The organism is Pseudoalteromonas sp. NFXS53 (assembly GCF_056629255.1).
The window spans coordinates 164,176-181,834 of record NZ_JBWVBR010000005.1 but is presented as its reverse complement, the minus strand read 5'-3'; the positions used below and the strand labels follow the sequence as shown (position 1 = coordinate 181,834).

Annotated in this window: 12 protein-coding genes; 7 read left to right on the top strand and 5 right to left on the bottom strand. The window is 38.8% G+C overall.

The window, feature by feature from the left end; genetic code table 11:
- Genes AC1HJP_RS08045 through AC1HJP_RS08035 form a run of 3 tightly spaced genes read right to left on the bottom strand, consistent with a single transcriptional unit; the run spans nucleotide 1 to nucleotide 5,958 of the window.
- On the bottom strand, nucleotides 1-1,995 hold the full coding sequence (locus AC1HJP_RS08045; protein WP_480361368.1) for a hypothetical protein: 1,995 nt from the start codon (nucleotides 1,993-1,995) through the stop codon (nucleotides 1-3).
- On the bottom strand, nucleotides 1,992-4,580 hold the full coding sequence (locus AC1HJP_RS08040; RefSeq protein WP_480361367.1) for a hypothetical protein: 2,589 nt from the start codon (nucleotides 4,578-4,580) through the stop codon (nucleotides 1,992-1,994). Before AC1HJP_RS08040 ends, AC1HJP_RS08045 begins: the two co-directional genes overlap by 4 nt.
- The gene (locus AC1HJP_RS08035) at nucleotides 4,573-5,958 is read right to left on the bottom strand and encodes a tyrosine-type recombinase/integrase (RefSeq protein WP_480361366.1); all 1,386 of its coding nucleotides are present in this window, start codon (nucleotides 5,956-5,958) and stop codon (nucleotides 4,573-4,575) included. Before AC1HJP_RS08035 ends, AC1HJP_RS08040 begins: the two co-directional genes overlap by 8 nt.
- Before the next feature lie 231 nt (nucleotides 5,959-6,189).
- Between AC1HJP_RS08035 and AC1HJP_RS08030 the strand changes: the two genes are divergently transcribed.
- The 7 genes from AC1HJP_RS08030 to AC1HJP_RS08000 are packed head-to-tail and all read left to right on the top strand — an operon-like array spanning nucleotide 6,190 to nucleotide 15,813.
- Nucleotides 6,190-6,807, top strand: coding sequence for a restriction endonuclease subunit S (locus tag AC1HJP_RS08030; protein ID WP_480361365.1), 618 nt, complete (start codon nucleotides 6,190-6,192; stop codon nucleotides 6,805-6,807).
- A 54-nt stretch (nucleotides 6,808-6,861) separates the two neighbouring features.
- Nucleotides 6,862-8,382, top strand: a complete 1,521-nt coding sequence (locus AC1HJP_RS08025) for a type I restriction-modification system subunit M (RefSeq protein WP_480361364.1) — start codon at nucleotides 6,862-6,864, stop codon at nucleotides 8,380-8,382.
- Nucleotides 8,372-9,610 (top strand): restriction endonuclease subunit S, encoded by a 1,239-nt coding sequence (locus tag AC1HJP_RS08020; RefSeq protein ID WP_480361363.1) that lies wholly within the window; start codon nucleotides 8,372-8,374, stop codon nucleotides 9,608-9,610. Before AC1HJP_RS08025 ends, AC1HJP_RS08020 begins: the two co-directional genes overlap by 11 nt.
- 4 nt (nucleotides 9,611-9,614) lie before the next feature.
- Nucleotides 9,615-10,952: a KAP family P-loop NTPase fold protein gene (locus AC1HJP_RS08015; protein WP_480361362.1), complete on the top strand. Its 1,338-nt coding sequence runs from the start codon at nucleotides 9,615-9,617 to the stop codon at nucleotides 10,950-10,952.
- Between the two features lie 10 nt (nucleotides 10,953-10,962).
- Nucleotides 10,963-14,253 carry a type I restriction endonuclease subunit R gene (locus AC1HJP_RS08010; protein ID WP_480361361.1) on the top strand — a complete coding sequence of 1,097 codons (3,291 nt, stop codon included), beginning with the start codon at nucleotides 10,963-10,965 and terminating at the stop codon, nucleotides 14,251-14,253.
- A 5-nt stretch (nucleotides 14,254-14,258) separates the two neighbouring features.
- Entirely contained in the window at nucleotides 14,259-15,071 is an 813-nt protein-coding gene (locus AC1HJP_RS08005) for a M48 family metallopeptidase (protein ID WP_480361360.1), read from the top strand.
- A complete protein-coding gene (locus AC1HJP_RS08000; RefSeq protein WP_480361359.1) occupies nucleotides 15,064-15,813 on the top strand; it encodes a hypothetical protein in 750 nt (249 codons plus the stop codon). The genes AC1HJP_RS08005 and AC1HJP_RS08000 overlap by 8 nt, the downstream gene beginning before the upstream one ends.
- A gap of 22 nt (nucleotides 15,814-15,835) precedes the next feature.
- Here the strand turns inward: AC1HJP_RS08000 and AC1HJP_RS07995 are convergent, their stop codons facing one another.
- Both AC1HJP_RS07995 and AC1HJP_RS07990 read right to left on the bottom strand, forming a co-directional pair.
- Nucleotides 15,836-16,453, bottom strand: coding sequence for a type I restriction-modification system subunit M N-terminal domain-containing protein (locus AC1HJP_RS07995; protein WP_480361358.1), 618 nt, complete (start codon nucleotides 16,451-16,453; stop codon nucleotides 15,836-15,838).
- Nucleotides 16,454-16,495: 42 nt separating this feature from the next.
- The gene (locus AC1HJP_RS07990; RefSeq protein ID WP_480361357.1) at nucleotides 16,496-17,410 is read right to left on the bottom strand and encodes a restriction endonuclease; all 915 of its coding nucleotides are present in this window, start codon (nucleotides 17,408-17,410) and stop codon (nucleotides 16,496-16,498) included.
- Between the last annotated feature and the right edge of the window lie 249 nt (nucleotides 17,411-17,659).

The window sequence follows — 17,659 nt, the reverse complement described above, 5'->3', positions numbered from 1 at the left end:
TTAGGCTTCCTTCACTTTTATCGTTAACTGGTCAATGATGATATTGGCAGCTTCAAGATTGTCTTTTAATGCTGTACTAAAGGCTTTTAATCTTTGTTTAATCTCTGACGGAAATTTTTCAAATACAGCTAATTGCGATTCACAGCGCTGTTTAACAACCAGCCAGTGTGGTAAATGTCGAGGTGTTGCAATGTAACTATCGCACCATATACAGTGGCTTGGATCTGCTGCATTACGAACTTTACATTCCGATCCCTTGGTACAGTAACCATGTGACACACCTCTAAAATTGTTGGTATGTTTAGCTACAAACGTGATCAACTCTTCCATATTTTTGAAGTGAGGTGTGCTTCCAGTGGTAAGGTCATCTGCCAGAATCTCTGTCAATTTGGCGATAAAGTTTTGTCCGCCTTTTCCAGCTAGTGTGCCGTCTTGTGCAGCGCTCACTATATCTTCCACTGCTTGCGAGACCATAAACTCAGAGTAACTTTCGGTTAGTCCAATTAACTCCTCCATTGACTCATATCCCCGTTGGCTATAAACCAATGACATCATGTTATCTAGATGTTTATATTGATATTTAATATCGTCTAAATCTCCCAATCGATTTGCAATAATAAACCAAGCAAAGGTGTGCCTAAATTGGTGGGCAGTAAAATTGAATAAATCACCTATTTTATATGGCTTCTTAAACTTTTTATGATTTGGGCTAACGGATTGACAGTTGCACCCCATACGTTCTAGCTCAGAAATATCGTGTTCAGTAACTCTTATCGAAAACATCTTATTTAGGTTATTAAAGCTATCTTTATTTGACTTTGTATGTAAATAAAAGGAGCAGGACTTTTTTCTAGGAGCCACACCAAATAAAGTTTGATTATGCAAACCAAACTCTAAATTAAGTTTGAGACTTAATGGTAATATTTCGCTGTGATATTTTAGTAATAAGCCTGCTCGCTTACGATAAACGGAGCAAACTCTAGCGAGTAACTTTACCGCTCGATATGTAGTCTCATTTGTTATCCATTCTAGGGTTTGAGTTTCATCTGTTGTTTTAGACAATAACGTTTTGATAAAATATTTACCGTTCCGTTCAATAGCTGACTCATCACTCAGTGCCATTGCTTCGCTGTAACGCATACCTGTATAACTAATCACAAGTACAAAGGTATATCTGCGAAGGTTTTTAATCAGCTCGTGATATTCATTCAATTCAGCACAATCCTCACTATCCAATACGTCAATAAAAGTTGAATTTTTAAAGTCAGTTGTAGGTAAGTGTGGGATGGCATCATTTAACCTTGTTTGCAATGTCTGCCAATTATCAATGATCTTCTCTGCGGCATTAACGTGTTCTTCACTTTCATTTAGAACTTGTTTCATGATTTTAACTGGAATTACCGAATGTTTTTTTCTGTTTGCTTTTTTCAATAAGCTAAATGGAAAAAAATACTCATGAACTAAATCGTATAATTGCTCGCTTTTAACTACTGAATAAAGCCTTAACCAATAGACGGCCGATAGAAGTGAATCAGCGTAAGATGGATGCTTCTTCACTTCAGACGCTTGAACCAAACCTAATATGATATTTCGTAAACGCAGCTCCGGTATTTTGTCTAAATCACAAAAACTATCAATACCATATTGCTCAAGCCACTTAGCTAAGCGTTTAAGGCTAGCAATATTTCTACAAATCGTAGTCCATGCGAGTGGTTCCATTCCCTGACCTGCACCTTGAGTATGCATACCAAGTGTCATAGCTTTGAGCTGATATTGATACTTAACGCCAATACCTTTAAAGGATACGGACAATTTATTGCCTTGAGAAAACCATGAGTCGTCCCCGAATAATGTGATCTGTTTCTTATTAGCGCGTATATATTGCCAAAGCACTAACGGCGTGAGCTCGGTATAAATCTTTGAATGGTATGGATTGATGCTGATGAGTCCGTCAATCTGTAAACAGGCATCCACAGTAGTTGAAATTCCCGTCATAAAATATCTCCTACTGTTTTAACTGATGTAACTGCGAATGCCCAAAACGGATGCATTCCTTTATCCGCCATCAACTCTATTCCCTTAGTCACTGCCTTCGAGTTTTTAATTGCTACTTGCTCTAATATGTCCTCAACTCGCTGATGCAGTGCCGTAATCGCTTCTTGCTGAAATTCATTATTTTCAATATCAGAAATACTGGCCGACATATCTGCCAACACATAATCACGATAGCTTAGCAACTGCCAAACATGCTCAGGATCAGCTACTGTTCTAAAGTGCTTGCACCACACACACGCCAAAAAATCACTACACCACCCACTTTCGTTACCGCTTGATAGATGCCGATGTTCTTTTCCGTATTGTAACGCTTCAGCATCCTTTCCCTGCGATGCACACTCACCAGTGGGTGTTTTCTGAGTGCTATCGTCATCAACCATTAACACCTTAATTTCCGGGTCTATTTCTCTACCTGTAAAATAACGGTGCATCACATCTACTGCTGTGTGCAAAGTTTGTTGTGTTTTTTCTTCACTCACTCGTTGGTAGTGATTGATGAACGTGTCAAAAGTATGAATTTTTGCTGATTCATATGCTCGCATTTGCTTGGATACTTGACGGTAAATATGATTTGCACCATTCTTGCGAATGCGCATTGAGTCATAATTAACCGTGCAACCAAGTCGATTCAAGATAGATTTGATATAAGCAATAATATTGCTAGCCAATACACGACTTACATTGGTTTTTTCTTTGAAGATAAATAAATAATTTTGAGTATGCTTATCACCCAAGTGACGGTATCGGTGAGTCAGCGTATCTTTCACGTACACGATATCTCGCATTACACTGTTTACTGTGCGACCATCTAAAGAATAGGTATCAACGTCATAGCCTTTTCTCGGCTTTTGAATTAATAGAGTAATACTTTTCTTGGCAGTTGGTAGCTCGATATTTGCAATATCACTGAGCTCAATATCTGCCATTGGCGTCGTATTCCAGCAACTTTTGACTTGAATACGAGCGAAGTACAGCGCAAGTAATTGCCTAGTGTTATCCGTTTCCTTAATTCCTTTTTCAATATAAAAAATTATTTCTTTCAGTTCGTTATCACTATATAAGTCTTCTATTTTTGCTCTTCTAGAGTGACGTTGATATCGTTTGAAAGATATTTTGTATGCTTCTACAACCTGTTGACCTGTAATAGCCATTACCCAACGCACAACTTCAAAGTAAGATGTACCACTTCTCAAGCTAATAACCTTAGCCTTTACCTCTCTTTGTACCTGCTGAAAGACCGCTTTTTGAATGCGGTTATTTCTCATACTCAAACATGCTAAGCCATGCTTTGAAATTTCCTTCCTATAATTTGGAATAATATAGTTCAGTAACAACCTCTTAAGCTTTGCAAACCGAGTATGTAATGTTTCCATGCCATAATTTTTTTCCGGTATCAGTTCTGTTTCTGAGTCATGTAAACGGCCTATCTCTGACATTAGCTTTGGACCTGCAGAAACGACAGGGCTGTAATCGATTAGTCTATATTTCCTATTCTTTTCAAAATAAAACGGTAGCAAATTTTCCGTGAAGTCATGGCGATAAATTTCATGACCATAGTGCAATTTTAATAGCAACAATAATTCATAAAACTGATAAGATGTTAATATTGACTTGGTTTTTTTTAGCAGATAAAACTTATTTATTTTGAAGGCTTCTAGTCCCAAACCAACCAATGCTTCTTCGTAGTTTTCAACTACCTTACGAATACTGCTGACGATATCAAAGAAACGTCTCGTTATTGATGCAATATCATGTTCAAGCTCACCTTTAAATTTATCTGAGTTAGCAAGCGCTTGAAGCTGCTCAACCAAAAGAGACTCAACATAGCTTAAATCACTGACATCTATGGATTTGTAGTTTATGGTGATCCTTACAACTTGAAAATGCTCTGGTTGATATGCTTCAAGTACCGAAAATAACGCTGGCTGGAGTGTGTTTTGTGTACCTTTGATTGGGTAATCGTTGAAAACCTGTCGAAAGTGCATGGTTGAGTTAAACCATAGCAAGCCATGTTCACAAAGTTGCTCAGCGATTGATGGCGCTGCTTCACAAAGTAGTAGTAAACATTTTTGAGCCATTTGTGCATAAGATAGAGTAGTACTCCTTGCAAGCGTTGACCTCTTATCCCATACACTTATGGCATCGTTAAGCTCTTTACCCAATCGAAAGCTTTTCCGATACCAATGCAGTAAATCAATGTTTGTATCAAAAACAAAAACAGTACTAGGTTTTGAATTGACCTTGGTTAATGCCGTTGCAAAATGAAATAAGCAACGCCTAAATAGCACATCATCTTGTGGTGCAATATGTTGTGCCTGTATTTCTAGCTTAAGCCAATAGTCGTCACGAAATAGCGAGTTAACATCTTGTATTAAACTCTGGCAATGGTTTCGCAACACTGAATAACGCAGCAAAAGCCGTTTTAGAAAGCTAATGTGTAGTTTAATCCGTTTATAGTTTTCGTCAGTTACACATCTGCCTAGCTGCTCTTCCAACTGAGACAAATCAAACACGGTATCAAACATCTGCACCTCCTGATTCCTCAGCATGAAATGCGTCTTCTTGTAGTGGAGCAACAAACTCACCAAACAATTTATCTACCCAACTTGCCATTTGCTTATCGAATGTCAGTGATCGAGCGAAATTGATGTACTTCTGAGTCGTTGAAAAATCCGCATGGCCCATCAACTGCATTAACTTATATTGCACGAAGCCAATGGGCAGGTTTTTATGGATAAGGAAACCAGCAAGATTAGTTGCAAAAGTTGAACGTAAATCATGAAAATCACGTTTTAGTATTTTCCCGAGTGGCGCTAATTCCTTACGCACTTTTGAGATAACATTGCCGATAGATTTACGAGACATAAAATCACCAGAGCGATTAAGAAACAGCGGTGCATCATCACAGTTCCCATGTTCAAGCTGCCACTTAGCTAATCTATCTTGATGTTCTTTGCCGTTACGATATTGCCAAAGTGATGTCATCAAGCCTTTTGACACCATTATTGTGCGCTCTTTGTCGTACTTGCCGATTATGGTGACGTAATAAATTGCTTTATTATCCAAGGCAGGATCAACAACATTACTGGCAGTAAAAGTGGCAATTTCTTCCGCACGCAAGCCGCATTGCACGGCTAAATCTACTCGCAATTTAGCACCTTGCTTTGTCAGCTCCTTGCTGGCATAAAGAAGCTTTAGTTCATCTTGGCTGTATGGTGACAAACCCACATCGCCTGATTTCTTTTGCTTATACTTTTTAGGGATCAGCAAATCGGTCGTGGTAATGGTAAAGCCTTTCTCCTCACTCCCGTAGTCGGTAAACAGCAAATCTAAACCGCCATCTTTGCGCTTTTTCTTAATGACCTTGGTTTTATATTTGAATGGCACTTTATCAATTCTGCGTTGCTTTCTTGCCCACTCGTAAAACTGCCTAATATGGTTGATGTATAAGTTTGCTGTATCTCGGTCGATATCCTTTGCAATCACTTGTTCTATAAGGTGCTTGCGATAGCGGTAAACAGGAAGCCAATATTTCGCTTTATCACTGTCACTTACGGCATAAACCTCATGCCAGTCCACATTATTCTTCTCAACCCATTGCAAAAACAAACTCATCGAATTTGCTAATGACTGCACAGTAATGAGCGACACCCCACCAAGAGGATTCTTTTTACCGCCACGTTTAGGCGGCATAAAAAGCCCTTTATATCGGTGCTCTAAAAATAAATTGATTTCCAGAGCGTCCTGAATTCGAACCAGTGACAACACTCTAGGGAAGCGCTCAACAACATGATCTTCATGAAAAGCGATTGTACGTTGATCTTTTTCATCTACGCTCGATACATAAGGCAGGCAGCCTAAATTTACAGTTTGTTTTACAACTTTGGGATAATTTCCACTCAAATCAAACGCTCCATTTTAATACTGCAAAATATAGAGTTGGTTACTTTATATGTCAAAAAAATTTGCAGCATTTGATTACTGCAAAAATAAATTGACCTAACAAACAATGTCAGACACAATAATTTTCATTAAATTAATTCCGATTTTCTAACGCCAGTTGGTCATATCCCATTGGCGTTTATTTACTTTTGGAGAAATCGGTTTGCTGAACACAACCAAGGTTTAACGTTCATGAATGCAAAAATGCGCCAAGCTACTGAAGAGCTGCGCCTGAGTAATATTGCCGATATCCGCTTAGGCCACCCTTTTCGTGGCACGGTGAGGCATTACGACGATGGTGATGTAAATGTTGTTCAGGTAAGAGATACCGAGCCAACGGGTGAAATCAATCAATACACAATGGTTGAAACCATATTAAATACGAAAAAACAACCCGACTGGTTACAAAATGGCGATGTGTTATTTGTCGCTAAAGGGGCAAAACATTACAGCGTATTAGTAGAGCATGTATTAGAACGCACAGTCTGCTCACCACACTTTTTTGTGGTGCGTTTGAAGCCTGAGTTTAAAGATGTGATCGTGCCAGATTTCTTGTGCTGGCAACTCAATCAACAGCCTGCACAGCGTTATTTTAAAGCGACTGCTGAAGGTTCAATGTACCTTAGTATTCGCAGACAAGTGCTGGAGAATGTGCCCATTAAGGTACTTAAGTTTGAGAAGCAAAAACAACTCGCCGCAATGCATCGCTGCGCTGTTAGAGAGCAAAAAATATTACAAAAGCTGATTGAAAATAGACAGCAACAACTAGAAGCCATTGCTATTCACGCACTTGAAAGCTCATGCGTTTGAAAGAGAGCCTAAAACAAAACAGATTTAAAAATTAATAATAAGGACTTAAACAATATGACCACAACCAACCAAATCAATCAGGACGATATCAACAAAGCGGTATGGACCGCTTGTGACACCTTCCGTGGCGTTATCAGTGCCGATACTTATAAAGACTTCATCCTCACCATGCTGTTCTTAAAGTACATCTCTGATGTTTATAAAGACGAATACAACAAATTAGTTGCGCAGTATGGTGATAACCCTGAGCTTATTCACGCCATGATGTCGAAACAGCGCTTTGTACTGCCAGAAGGTGCAAGCTTTTGGGATCTATATGAAAAGCGTTATGAAGCAGGCAATGGTGAGCGAATCGATAAAGCCTTACACGCTATTGAAGAAGCCAATGGCAGTAAGCTTAAAAACGTATTCCAAGACATCAGCTTTAACACTGACCGCTTAGGCCAAGAAAAACAAAAGAACGACTTACTTCGTCACTTACTGGAAGATTTTGGTAAAGACATTTTAGATTTAAGCTCTGAGCGTGTGGGCAGTTTAGATATCATCGGTAATGCTTACGAATACCTTATCAAACACTTTGCGGCTGGCAGTGGTGCTACCGCTGGCGAATACTATACCCCGCCAGAGGTATCAACTCTTTTAGCAACGGTTTTAGAGCCATCTGAAGGCGATCAAATATGTGACCCATGCACCGGAAGTGGCTCACTGCTTCTAAAATGTGGCGCTATGGTTCGTAAAAACTCTGGCTCCAAAAAATACGCATTATTTGGACAAGAAGCGATAGGTTCAACTTGGGCTCTAGCCAAAATGAACATGTTTCTTCACGGTGAAGATAACCACCGCATTGAATGGGGCGACACCATTCGTAACCCACTGCTAAAAGAAAAAGACAGTAACGGCTTACTGCACTTTGACGTAGTTACAGCCAACCCCCCATTTTCGCTTGATAAATGGGGGCATGATGATGCCAGCAATGACCCATTTGGACGTTTTAGGCGAGGTATTCCACCAAAAACTAAAGGTGACTATGCGTTTATCAGTCACATGATTGAAACATTAAAACCCGAAACGGGTCGTATGGGTGTAGTAGTGCCACATGGTGTGTTATTTAGAGCATCCAGCGAAGGTAAAATCCGCCAACAACTGATTGAGGAAAACTTGCTCGATACTGTGATTGGCCTGCCAGAAAAGCTGTTCTTTGGCACAGGCATTCCAGCCGCCATTTTGATATTTAAAAAGCACAAAACAGACAACAATGTGTTGTTTATTGATGCTAGTCGTGAGTTCAAATCAGGCAAAAATCAAAACCAATTAACTGAAGAAAACATTCAAAAAATCATCGACACCTATAAAGCTCGTGAAGGTGTTGATAAGTACGCATACCTTGCCAGTTTTGATGAAATCAAAGAAAACGACTTTAACCTAAACATTCCACGCTACGTTGATACTTTTGAAGAAGAAGCCGAAATTGATTTAGTGGCAGTGCGCACTGAGCGTGTGCAATTAAAAAATGAGCTGCAAACCCTTGAAGCGGAAATGGATAGCTACCTAAAGGAGTTAGGTTATGGTGCCTAGTGGATGGAAAAAAGTAGTACTAAACGATGTTTCAGAAAGGGTTGCAGTAGGTTTAGCGACCTCTGTTACTGAAGCATATACCGATGTTGGAATACCTATCATTAGAAACCTAAATATTAAAAAAGGATATTTTGATGATTCAAAAATGCTTTATTTGAGCGAAGAATTCTCATCTAAGCATCCTAATAAAAGAGTTAAAGCAGGCGATGTGATCACTGTCCATACTGGTTCAAATGTAGGTCTAACTTGTGTAGTTCCTGAAGAGTATAATTTAGCACAAACGTTTACGACTTTAATTGTAACGCCCAAAGCAAAGGATTTAGATTCTTGGTTTTTAAATTATGTATTGAATTCGGATTATGGTGAATACCAAGCGTTAAGACTTGTCGTTGGTGGTGGTAAAGGAAACCTAAACACTTCTGATTTTAAAATATATCCATTATTGCTACCCCCACTTCACGAACAGCAAAAGATCACTAAAATCCTATCCACTTGGGATAAAGCGATTAGCACAACCGAGCGCCTAATCGACAACAGCAAACAGCAGAAAAAAGCCTTGATGCAACAACTGCTCACAGGCAAAAAGCGCCTACTTGATGATTCAGGCAAACCGTTTGAGGGAGAGTGGGAAGAAAAACGTCTTTCAGAGTTAGGGAATATTTCCTCTGGTGGAACACCGAGTACAACAAAGCCTGAATATTGGAATGGTGATATAAACTGGGTAACACCTACCGATATTACTAAGCAAGATAGTATCTACATTGAGTCAACTGCTCGACTAGTTTCTATGGATGGTATTAAAAACAGCTCTGCAAAACTTCTCCCTAAGGGCACACTGCTTGTTTGTACTCGTGCAACGATAGGTGAAATGGCAATTGCAAGTCATGAAATAAGCACCAACCAAGGTTTTAAAAACATCGTACCAAATGAGAATACTAATATTGAATTTGTGTATTACCTTTTAAATTTCTATAAGCATAAACTAATTAGCAAAGCGAGTGGTTCAACTTTCTTAGAGCTTTCTAAGAGTGCTTTTGAAGGACTCCACTTTCATATTCCTAAATTTCAGGAGCAGCAAAAGATTTCGGCAGTATTACTGAACGCTGACCAAGAAATCGAGCTATTAGAACAGCAGCTTGCTGACTTACAGCAAGAAAAGAAAGCGCTTATGCAACAGTTGTTAACAGGTAAACGCAGAGTAAAAGTGGACGATAAGGAAGTCGCATAACCATATGGATATTACAGAATTAACATTTGATGAGCGAGATGAGTTTAAGCGTAAAAGTATCGCTGAAAAAGCTATTTCACTATTGCAGACGGACATCGATATTTCCCCTATGGTGGTCGATGGTAGTTGGGGTACGGGTAAAACTGAGTTTTGTCATAAACTGATAAACCTGATGAAAGGTAATGACACACACCATTTAATTTATATTGATGCATTTAAAGCTGATCATGCCGATGAGCCATTAATGACGGTTCTCGCTGAGGTAATTAAAGTTTTTCCTGATGAAGACAGTAAACAAAATTTCATCAAGAAAGCACTGCCTACTGTAAGATATGGCCTAAAGACAATTGCAAAAGCGGGAGTCTCGCACCTCTTGAGACAAGATATAGCTGATGTTACGGATGATTTTAACAAAGAAATCCAGAAAACCGCAGACAAGGCAATTGATGCAACTGTCGAGGCCGTATTAAAAGATCACGTAAAAGCAGACAAAAACTTAAAAGCGCTACAAAGTGCATTAGCAGAAATTGCGACTATCAAACCTATTGTATTGTTTGTCGATGAACTTGATCGATGTAGACCAAACTTTGCTGTTGATATGCTTGAAATTATAAAACACACCTTTGATGTAGAGGGCGTTAGCTTTGTTTTGATCACCAATACAAAGCAACTTAAAGCGTCAATAAATCATTGTTATGGTCATGCAGTTGATGCTCAAAGATATTTAGATAAATTTGTTAAATTCACTATCGCTCTTCCAGAAACAGTCGATACCAATGCTCACCGCGAAAGTATTGCAGCAATTGAGCACTATAAAAATTTAGTTAGATCAAGCCATGTATTGGAAAATATGAAGCTATATGAATGTGGCTCAATTAGAACAATAAAACAAATTATTATTGCCAATAGATTGTCATTGCGAGAAGTTGAGACTGTTGTTCGCCATATAGAAATTTATGTAACTCTAGCCCAATCAAATAACCTTCAGAGCGACACAACTTTTGGAGAGAAAGTGCTTACCATATTGGCTATAGCAATTTATAGCATTCAGCCCGAAGTAGCTTTATCGATACTACAAAAAAGAATTGATGCTAAGGATATTGGTAACTTTCTTGGCATATCTAGTTTGTCAAATGACATTCAAGGTCGCCCTGATGAGCAAGAATTAATCTGTTATATGCTTGGATATACTGCTTTGCATAATAAAGAGCATTTTACACCAACAGAAGATGCCGATGTATGGAAACAAGAAAGTGCCAGATACTTTCAAGGTGGATATTGGCGAACAGATGATTTTGCATCTATTTGCGCTGAAACGATTCAAACACTGACAATGTGCTAAAGGATTAGAAATGACTAAGACAGTTAACTTTCAAGAGGAATTCAGCGCAAAAATACCCGCTTTGACCCTTTTAACCAACTTGGGTTACACCTTCATTCCACCAAGTGAATGTGAAGCGCTGCGTGGTAAAACTCTAGCAAGCGAAAAGAAAAGCACTCATCAGGTTATTTTATTGCCTGTAATGCGTGCTTTTTTAGCTAAACAAACGTTCTCGTTTGCTGGTAAGCAACATACATTATCAGAAGCAGCAATTGATAAAGTGATGCATGAACTAAACCCTGCTATGAACTTAGGGTTAAAAGGGGCTAATGAGAAAATCTACAATGCCTTAATGTATGGCGTTAGCGTTACCGAATTCATAGATGGCAAAAAAGCCTCCCCCACCATTAAACTTATTGATTGGCATAATATTGATAATAACCAATTCCATTTTACTGAAGAGTTAGTGGTTCAAAATGCCGAAGGCACTGGTAATCGAATTCCCGATATTGTGTGTTTTGTGAATGGTTTGCCATTAGTAGTGATTGAGGCGAAACGCCCGGATTCAAATAAAGAAGGTAAATCGACCAACGCTGAGGCGATTTCTCAACATATTCGAAATCAAGGTCAGGCTGAAATTCCTCAATTGTATGCCTATAGCCAATTGCTATTAGCAGTAAATGGGCATGAAGGTTTATATGCTACTTGCGGCACCCCTGAAAAGTTTTGGGCGAAGTGGAAAGAGGAGCAAATACCTGAAGCGGAATTTGTCAGGTTAAAAAACCATAAACTGAGCGATGAACAATTAGATGGACTGTTTAAACATCGCCCAGCTAAAGCGAAAGATGACTATCTATCTTTGGTTGCAGCAGGAGACTTAACCGTTACTGATCAAGATAGGCTAATTGTTAGCTTGCTTCGCCCTGAGCGCTTATTGGATATGACTCGCTTGTTTACCTTGTTCGATAAAAAAGCAGGCAAGATTGTCGCTCGATATCAGCAGGTATTTGGCATAAAAGCACTTATTGAGCGAATCAACACGTTTGATGATTCAGGTGCTCGTGAAGGTGGTGTTATTTGGCACACTACAGGTAGCGGCAAGTCATTTACTATGGTGTTTTTATCCAAAGCGCTTATTTGGCTTGAAGAGCTTGCACAATGCCGAGTGATCATAGTTACAGACCGTGTAGACTTGGAAGATCAGCTAAGCAGAACCTTTGCATCAGGCGGTGTATTAACTGACCGAGATAAAAAAGATGCAATGGCGACCACTGGTAAGCGTTTAGCCGAACAAATTGGTAGAGGGAATGAGCGAGTTATCTTCTCCATCATAAATAAGTTTGGTTCAGCGATTAAATATAAAGAATGCTACAACGACAGCCCAAACATTATTGTACTTGTGGATGAAGGCCACCGAAGTCAAAACGGTGAAAATAATATCCGTATGCAGCAGACGCTGCCTAAAGCGGCCTATATTGCTTTTACGGGTACGCCACTGTTAAAGGACGATAAGACCGAAAACAAATTCGGAAAGATCATCCACAGCTACACCATGCAGCAAGCAGTTGAAGATAAAACCGTTACTCCTCTCTTGTATGAAGAGCGTATTCCAGAGCTGAACGTTAACGATAAAGCCATTGACGCTTGGTTTGAACGCAGCACCAGTAAACTTACAGATAAACAAAAAACTGATCTGAAGAAGAAGTTTTCTCAAAAAGGTCAGATCTACCAAACTGAAGGTCGTATTGATCTGATTGCTTATGATATTGCGGATCATTTCCAAAATTTGAAACAACAAGGCTTAAAAGGTCAGCTAGCTTGTGATTCCAAAGCCTCTGCTATTCGTTATAAGAAGGCATTGGATAAAATAGACACAGTTACATCGGTTGTGGCGATGTCGGCTCCAGATACTCGTGAGGGTCACGAAGCTGTTGATCAAGAGAGTAAAGATATCGTGCAAAATTGGTGGAAGGCTAATGTTAATAAAATGGATGAAAAAGCCTACACCAAAGCCATTATTGAAGACTACGGCAGAGATGATGGCCCAGATATCATGATCGTTGTAGATAAGCTCCTGACAGGCTTTGACGAGCCAAAGAACACTGTACTTTATATCGATAAGCCTCTAAAAGAGCATAACCTTATCCAAGCAATTGCGCGTGTTAACCGATTACATAGTAAAAAGCAGTTTGGTTACTTAATTGATTACCGAGGTATTTTAAAGGAACTTGATACCACTATCGAGAAGTATCAAGATCTCGCAGAACGTACCCAAGGCGGGTTTGATATTGATGATCTCAAAGGTTTATATAACCGAATGGATACGGAATACAAAAAGCTTCCGGGGCTGCACATTGATTTGTGGGCGATATTTGAAGGTGTTAAAAACAAGCAAGATGGTCCAGCACTTCGCCAAGCGTTAGCACCAAAGGTGCAAGATGTCGATGGTAAGCTTGTGGATACTAACCTTAAAAAACGTGATGACTTCTACTCAGCACTAACTGCATTTTCTAACTGTATGAAAGTGGCATTGCAATCAGCAACTTATTTTGAAGATAAGTCATTCGATAACAAACGTGACTTGTACAAACGTGACTTAAAAGCCTTTGTCGATTTGCGTAAACAAGTGCGTGAAGATGCTGACGAAACCATTAATTATGATGAATACGCTGAAGATATTCGCAGCCTTCTAGATAAGCATATTGCTGGTATTGAAGTAAAAGAGCCTGATGGTGCGTACTTAGTTGGCAATTTAGGAAAAAACGTTAAACCACAGGATATGAGTGATGACGAAGCTCGTAACCAAACGGACAAAATTACAGGTCGAATCACTAAGATGATTGAGCAAGATTTAGCTGATGATCCTTATGCTCAAGAATATTTCTCTAAGATGCTTAAAAAGGCGATTGAAGATGCCAAAGCGATGTTTGATGCGCCAGTAAAGCAGTACATTCTTTTTGCTGGCTTTGAGCAGGAAGTAAAAGATCGCAAGGTAGCTGATGTTCCCGGTAACTTTTTAGATGATTCAGGCAAATTAAATAAACATGCTCAAGCCTATTTTGGTTTGTTTAAGCACCTATTTGATGGTGACTTCTTGACTGACAAAGCCTTAGATAACGATAAGCTCGTAGCCTTGGCGTTTAGTATTGATGATGTAGTGAATACCGCTGTTGCTGAGTATTCAATCAATCCTGCGGAGATTGAAAACGCCATACACATGAAGCTGTTGCCGCTGTTATTTGCTGATCTTGGCCTTGATAACGCTCAAAAGTTGATTGAAGAAGTGCTCAAGATCACTCGACTAGGCTTAGCAAGGGGCTAACAAGCGTGACTAAACAAGCCGTTGCTGCTGAGATCAGAACAACAACCAGTGAACGAGGTGTTTTTACCTATGGTAACGACACCATTCACTATGATGTGATTCGTAAAACCAAGCCTGCTGATAACGCAAAAAAAACAGCACGCAAAGTAATTATTAAGGTTCACCCTGATCAGCGTGTTTTGGTTACTGTGCCACATGATGCGAGTGATGATGCTATTCAAGATGCTATGCATAAGCGTGCCAGATGGATTTGGCAAAGCATTGACGAATTTGCTAAGCAAAAAGATACGGTTTTACCTAAGCGTTACGTGAGTGGTGAAACACAGTTTTACTTAGGTAAGCGCTATGTATTAAAGATCATCACTGATGCCGAGCAATTGCCCAATGTGAAGCTAAGCCGTGGCAAATTGAACGTCACTATCAAGTATGACATTAGCAAAGATAATGATGATCGGTTGGTGAAAATTAAACCACTAATCGACAAGTGGTATCAACACAAAGCAAAAGCCATTTTTCATGAGCGACTAGCCGAACTACTTCCGAAAGCCACTTGGGTAACAGGCATTCCTTCTTTTCGTGTGATGGCAATGAAAAAGCAATGGGGAAGCTGCTCAACTAAAGGCAACTTGATGCTCAACCCTCACCTTGTTAAAGCACCGAAAGAATGCATTGATTACGTGATATTACATGAACTTTGCCATATTGCAGAACACAACCATAGCGATAAGTTTTGGCGATTACTAACCCAGGTGATGTCAAATTGGAAAGAAGTAAAAGCCAAATTAGATGATATGGCGGAGATGTATTTGAATGAATAAAACACTTGATTTGTGGTGGGACAGACTCTTAAAACTCATTGAGTTGTTACGTCCTAAATTCTACAACAAACTAACTTGGCTAATAGTAATCAGCGGCTTAGGTCTGATGTCTAAGCCTTTGTGGTTAACACTAATAAATTTAATATTTGAAACAGGTTTTCAATTTTCTATAACTGAAGAATCTGATACTGCTTGGGGTTTCTGCTTAGTTCTAGTTGGCTTAATTTATCACCTTATAAATACAGGACTTCACGAGTTTGTCTTATCAAAAAAAGAGAAAATCTATAACTTAAAAAGAGATGAGCATGACATAAAAATCTTCCAATCTCTAAATGCTATGATAGATGAGACCTATATAAATAACCTGTTTGATTATATGCACACAAGTGACGCTATTATGTGGGACGACTTTCAAAAACTGAGAAGTTTTTTGATTTATACAACAGAGACTACAAATCAGTTTATTGATGAAAAACTAAAACAACAAATGGCTACACTCTCTACTTCACTTAATGAACTATTTTCTTTTATTAACAAAGAATTTGATGAGTACCCATACGGACAAGCTAAAACAAACTTTAGAATGTGCTTAGCTCCGCAATTAAATTGTGATCGAGCAGGTACTTGGGAAGATGGGCCGAGATATGACTCATTGGTTCAACAAATGATGGATAAATCATCTGCTGTAATTACATCATACAAAGATTGGCGCTTAGCAGTTAAAGAAATATTATTGGTATGATCTTAATTTAATGGGTAACAATTTAAGCTGCTTTCTGAAGGTGGCATTCGTTACTAAAAAATAAAGATGACATTATATAGAATTCACCGGCTTTTTTACCGGCATTAGCGGCAAACTTCTCAATCAGGTATTCGTAGATATAACCGAGTACGTCATAACCTTGTTTACCGTTCATAGGAATGCTTTTTATAAGGTGCAGTAGGTCACTGATGGCTTTGGTTCGTTTAGCCGCACTTTCACCGAGTTTACTTAACCCCGTTTCTAAAGTGGTAAAAATGCCTTCAAATAGCTTTTTGTAGTTGGGTGATATTAAGCGGCTAAAAGCGGATAAAGCATCTCGCACATTAGATTCGTCAAAGTCTGATTTTGTATCTGTCCAGGTTGAAAATAAATTGCTGTAAGCGATAAAGTAACCAAGCTTGCCCTGAATATATTCGACAGTTTCATCATCATTTTCAGTGAGAGCCTTAATTTCATCTTCGTTCATCCCTTCTTTTTTCACAAACTCAAGTAACTGGTCGCTTAGGTACTTATAGAAGATAAAGCCAAGAATGTAGTCTTTATATTCATTTGCTTCGATTTTTGAACGCATCTGGTTGGCTGATTCCCAGATTTTTGCGGCGAGTTGTTGTTTATTCATTTATTTTTCCAATTTTTTATTTTTAGCTAAAAGCCTTCAGCTTTAAGCATCAAAGAATTCTTCGTCGATTTTCTTTAAGTGTAATATCTGTTCATCTCTGCTGCCTATATTGTATCGCAACATGAGTCTCGCTAACTCTGTTCCATTGATTAGCACAATTCGGGTACCAAGATTGTTTGCTGTTTCAACGGCCGACGAGGTGAAATCTGAGGTGGTAATAAATATTCCTTTTTGAGCTTTTTTAAGGTTGAGAGCGCCAAAAAAGTCACGAATATCGCCAGAGCCGACATTATTGCCCTCAGCGTAGCGCTTTGCTTGAATATAGATTTGATCAACGCCTAATGGATCTTGATCAATTACACCATCAATACCATTATCACCCGTTTTTCCTAATGCATGCGCTGCACCTTCGCCAGAGCCCCCATAGCCCATAGCAATGAGAAGCTCTATGAGTAAATGTTCAAAAAATGCAGGCGTCACCTTTCGAGTTTTTTCAAGGATCTCTTGTGCAAGTGCATTATTTATTTTTTTATACGCAGCACGTAAAGCTTCATCAGGCGTAATATCTTCACTAGGTTGAGATTCAATTGTTTCAGGGCTTAGCTCGTTACTTTTGTGTTTGAATGCTACAAATTCATCAAATTGTTTAAGGTATTCATTATCGATTTTTGCATTTGAATCTTGTAATGCTGCAATCCCGCGAGTAGTGATAATAAAATGTGCTCTTCTAGGAGATTCTAGTAAACCCGATTTTATTAAGTATGTTTTAGCCCAGCCCACTCTATTATCAAGGATAGATTGTTTACCGCTAGGGAGAGTTTCTTCTCGTTCGGCTTCTGTTAAGTTGAAGCGTTCAGCGATTTGATTTATTACGTCGCGTAATTTTACTTCTTTGCCATCAGCCTTGAGAGCGATTTCTAGAAAGGGTTGCATCAACTCTTGATATGAGGGGATCATAAATTATCCTTTTTTATGGTTATATATTTTTGTTTTAGTTTGAACTGCTTATCTATAGTTCGATGCTTGTTTGTAAAAGGGCCAATATATAGACAACATTGCGTAATTTTTGCTTAATCTGACTGAAAATGCGGCATTTGAGTCAGTTTGGCTATGTAAGTACATGGATGGTATGCAAAAAATAATGAGCAATCAATTGTTCTAAGATAAACAACAGACTAATTTGAAACTTAATTTGCATCAGTAAAT

What these genes read in the sequence shown, in the direction of transcription:
- AC1HJP_RS08045 (WP_480361368.1), bottom strand. Translation starts at nt 1,995, where the DNA reads ATGACGGGAATTTCAACTACTGTGGATGCCTGTTTACAGATTGACGGA.
- AC1HJP_RS08040 (WP_480361367.1), bottom strand. Translation starts at nt 4,580, where the DNA reads ATGTTTGATACCGTGTTTGATTTGTCTCAGTTGGAAGAGCAGCTAGGC.
- AC1HJP_RS08030 (WP_480361365.1), top strand. Translation starts at nt 6,190, where the DNA reads ATGAATGCAAAAATGCGCCAAGCTACTGAAGAGCTGCGCCTGAGTAAT.
- AC1HJP_RS08025 (WP_480361364.1), top strand. Translation starts at nt 6,862, where the DNA reads ATGACCACAACCAACCAAATCAATCAGGACGATATCAACAAAGCGGTA.
- AC1HJP_RS08020 (WP_480361363.1), top strand. Translation starts at nt 8,372, where the DNA reads ATGGTGCCTAGTGGATGGAAAAAAGTAGTACTAAACGATGTTTCAGAA.
- AC1HJP_RS08015 (WP_480361362.1), top strand. Translation starts at nt 9,615, where the DNA reads ATGGATATTACAGAATTAACATTTGATGAGCGAGATGAGTTTAAGCGT.
- AC1HJP_RS08010 (WP_480361361.1), top strand. Translation starts at nt 10,963, where the DNA reads ATGACTAAGACAGTTAACTTTCAAGAGGAATTCAGCGCAAAAATACCC.
- AC1HJP_RS08000 (WP_480361359.1), top strand. Translation starts at nt 15,064, where the DNA reads ATGAATAAAACACTTGATTTGTGGTGGGACAGACTCTTAAAACTCATT.
- AC1HJP_RS07995 (WP_480361358.1), bottom strand. Translation starts at nt 16,453, where the DNA reads ATGAATAAACAACAACTCGCCGCAAAAATCTGGGAATCAGCCAACCAG.
- AC1HJP_RS07990 (WP_480361357.1), bottom strand. Translation starts at nt 17,410, where the DNA reads ATGATCCCCTCATATCAAGAGTTGATGCAACCCTTTCTAGAAATCGCT.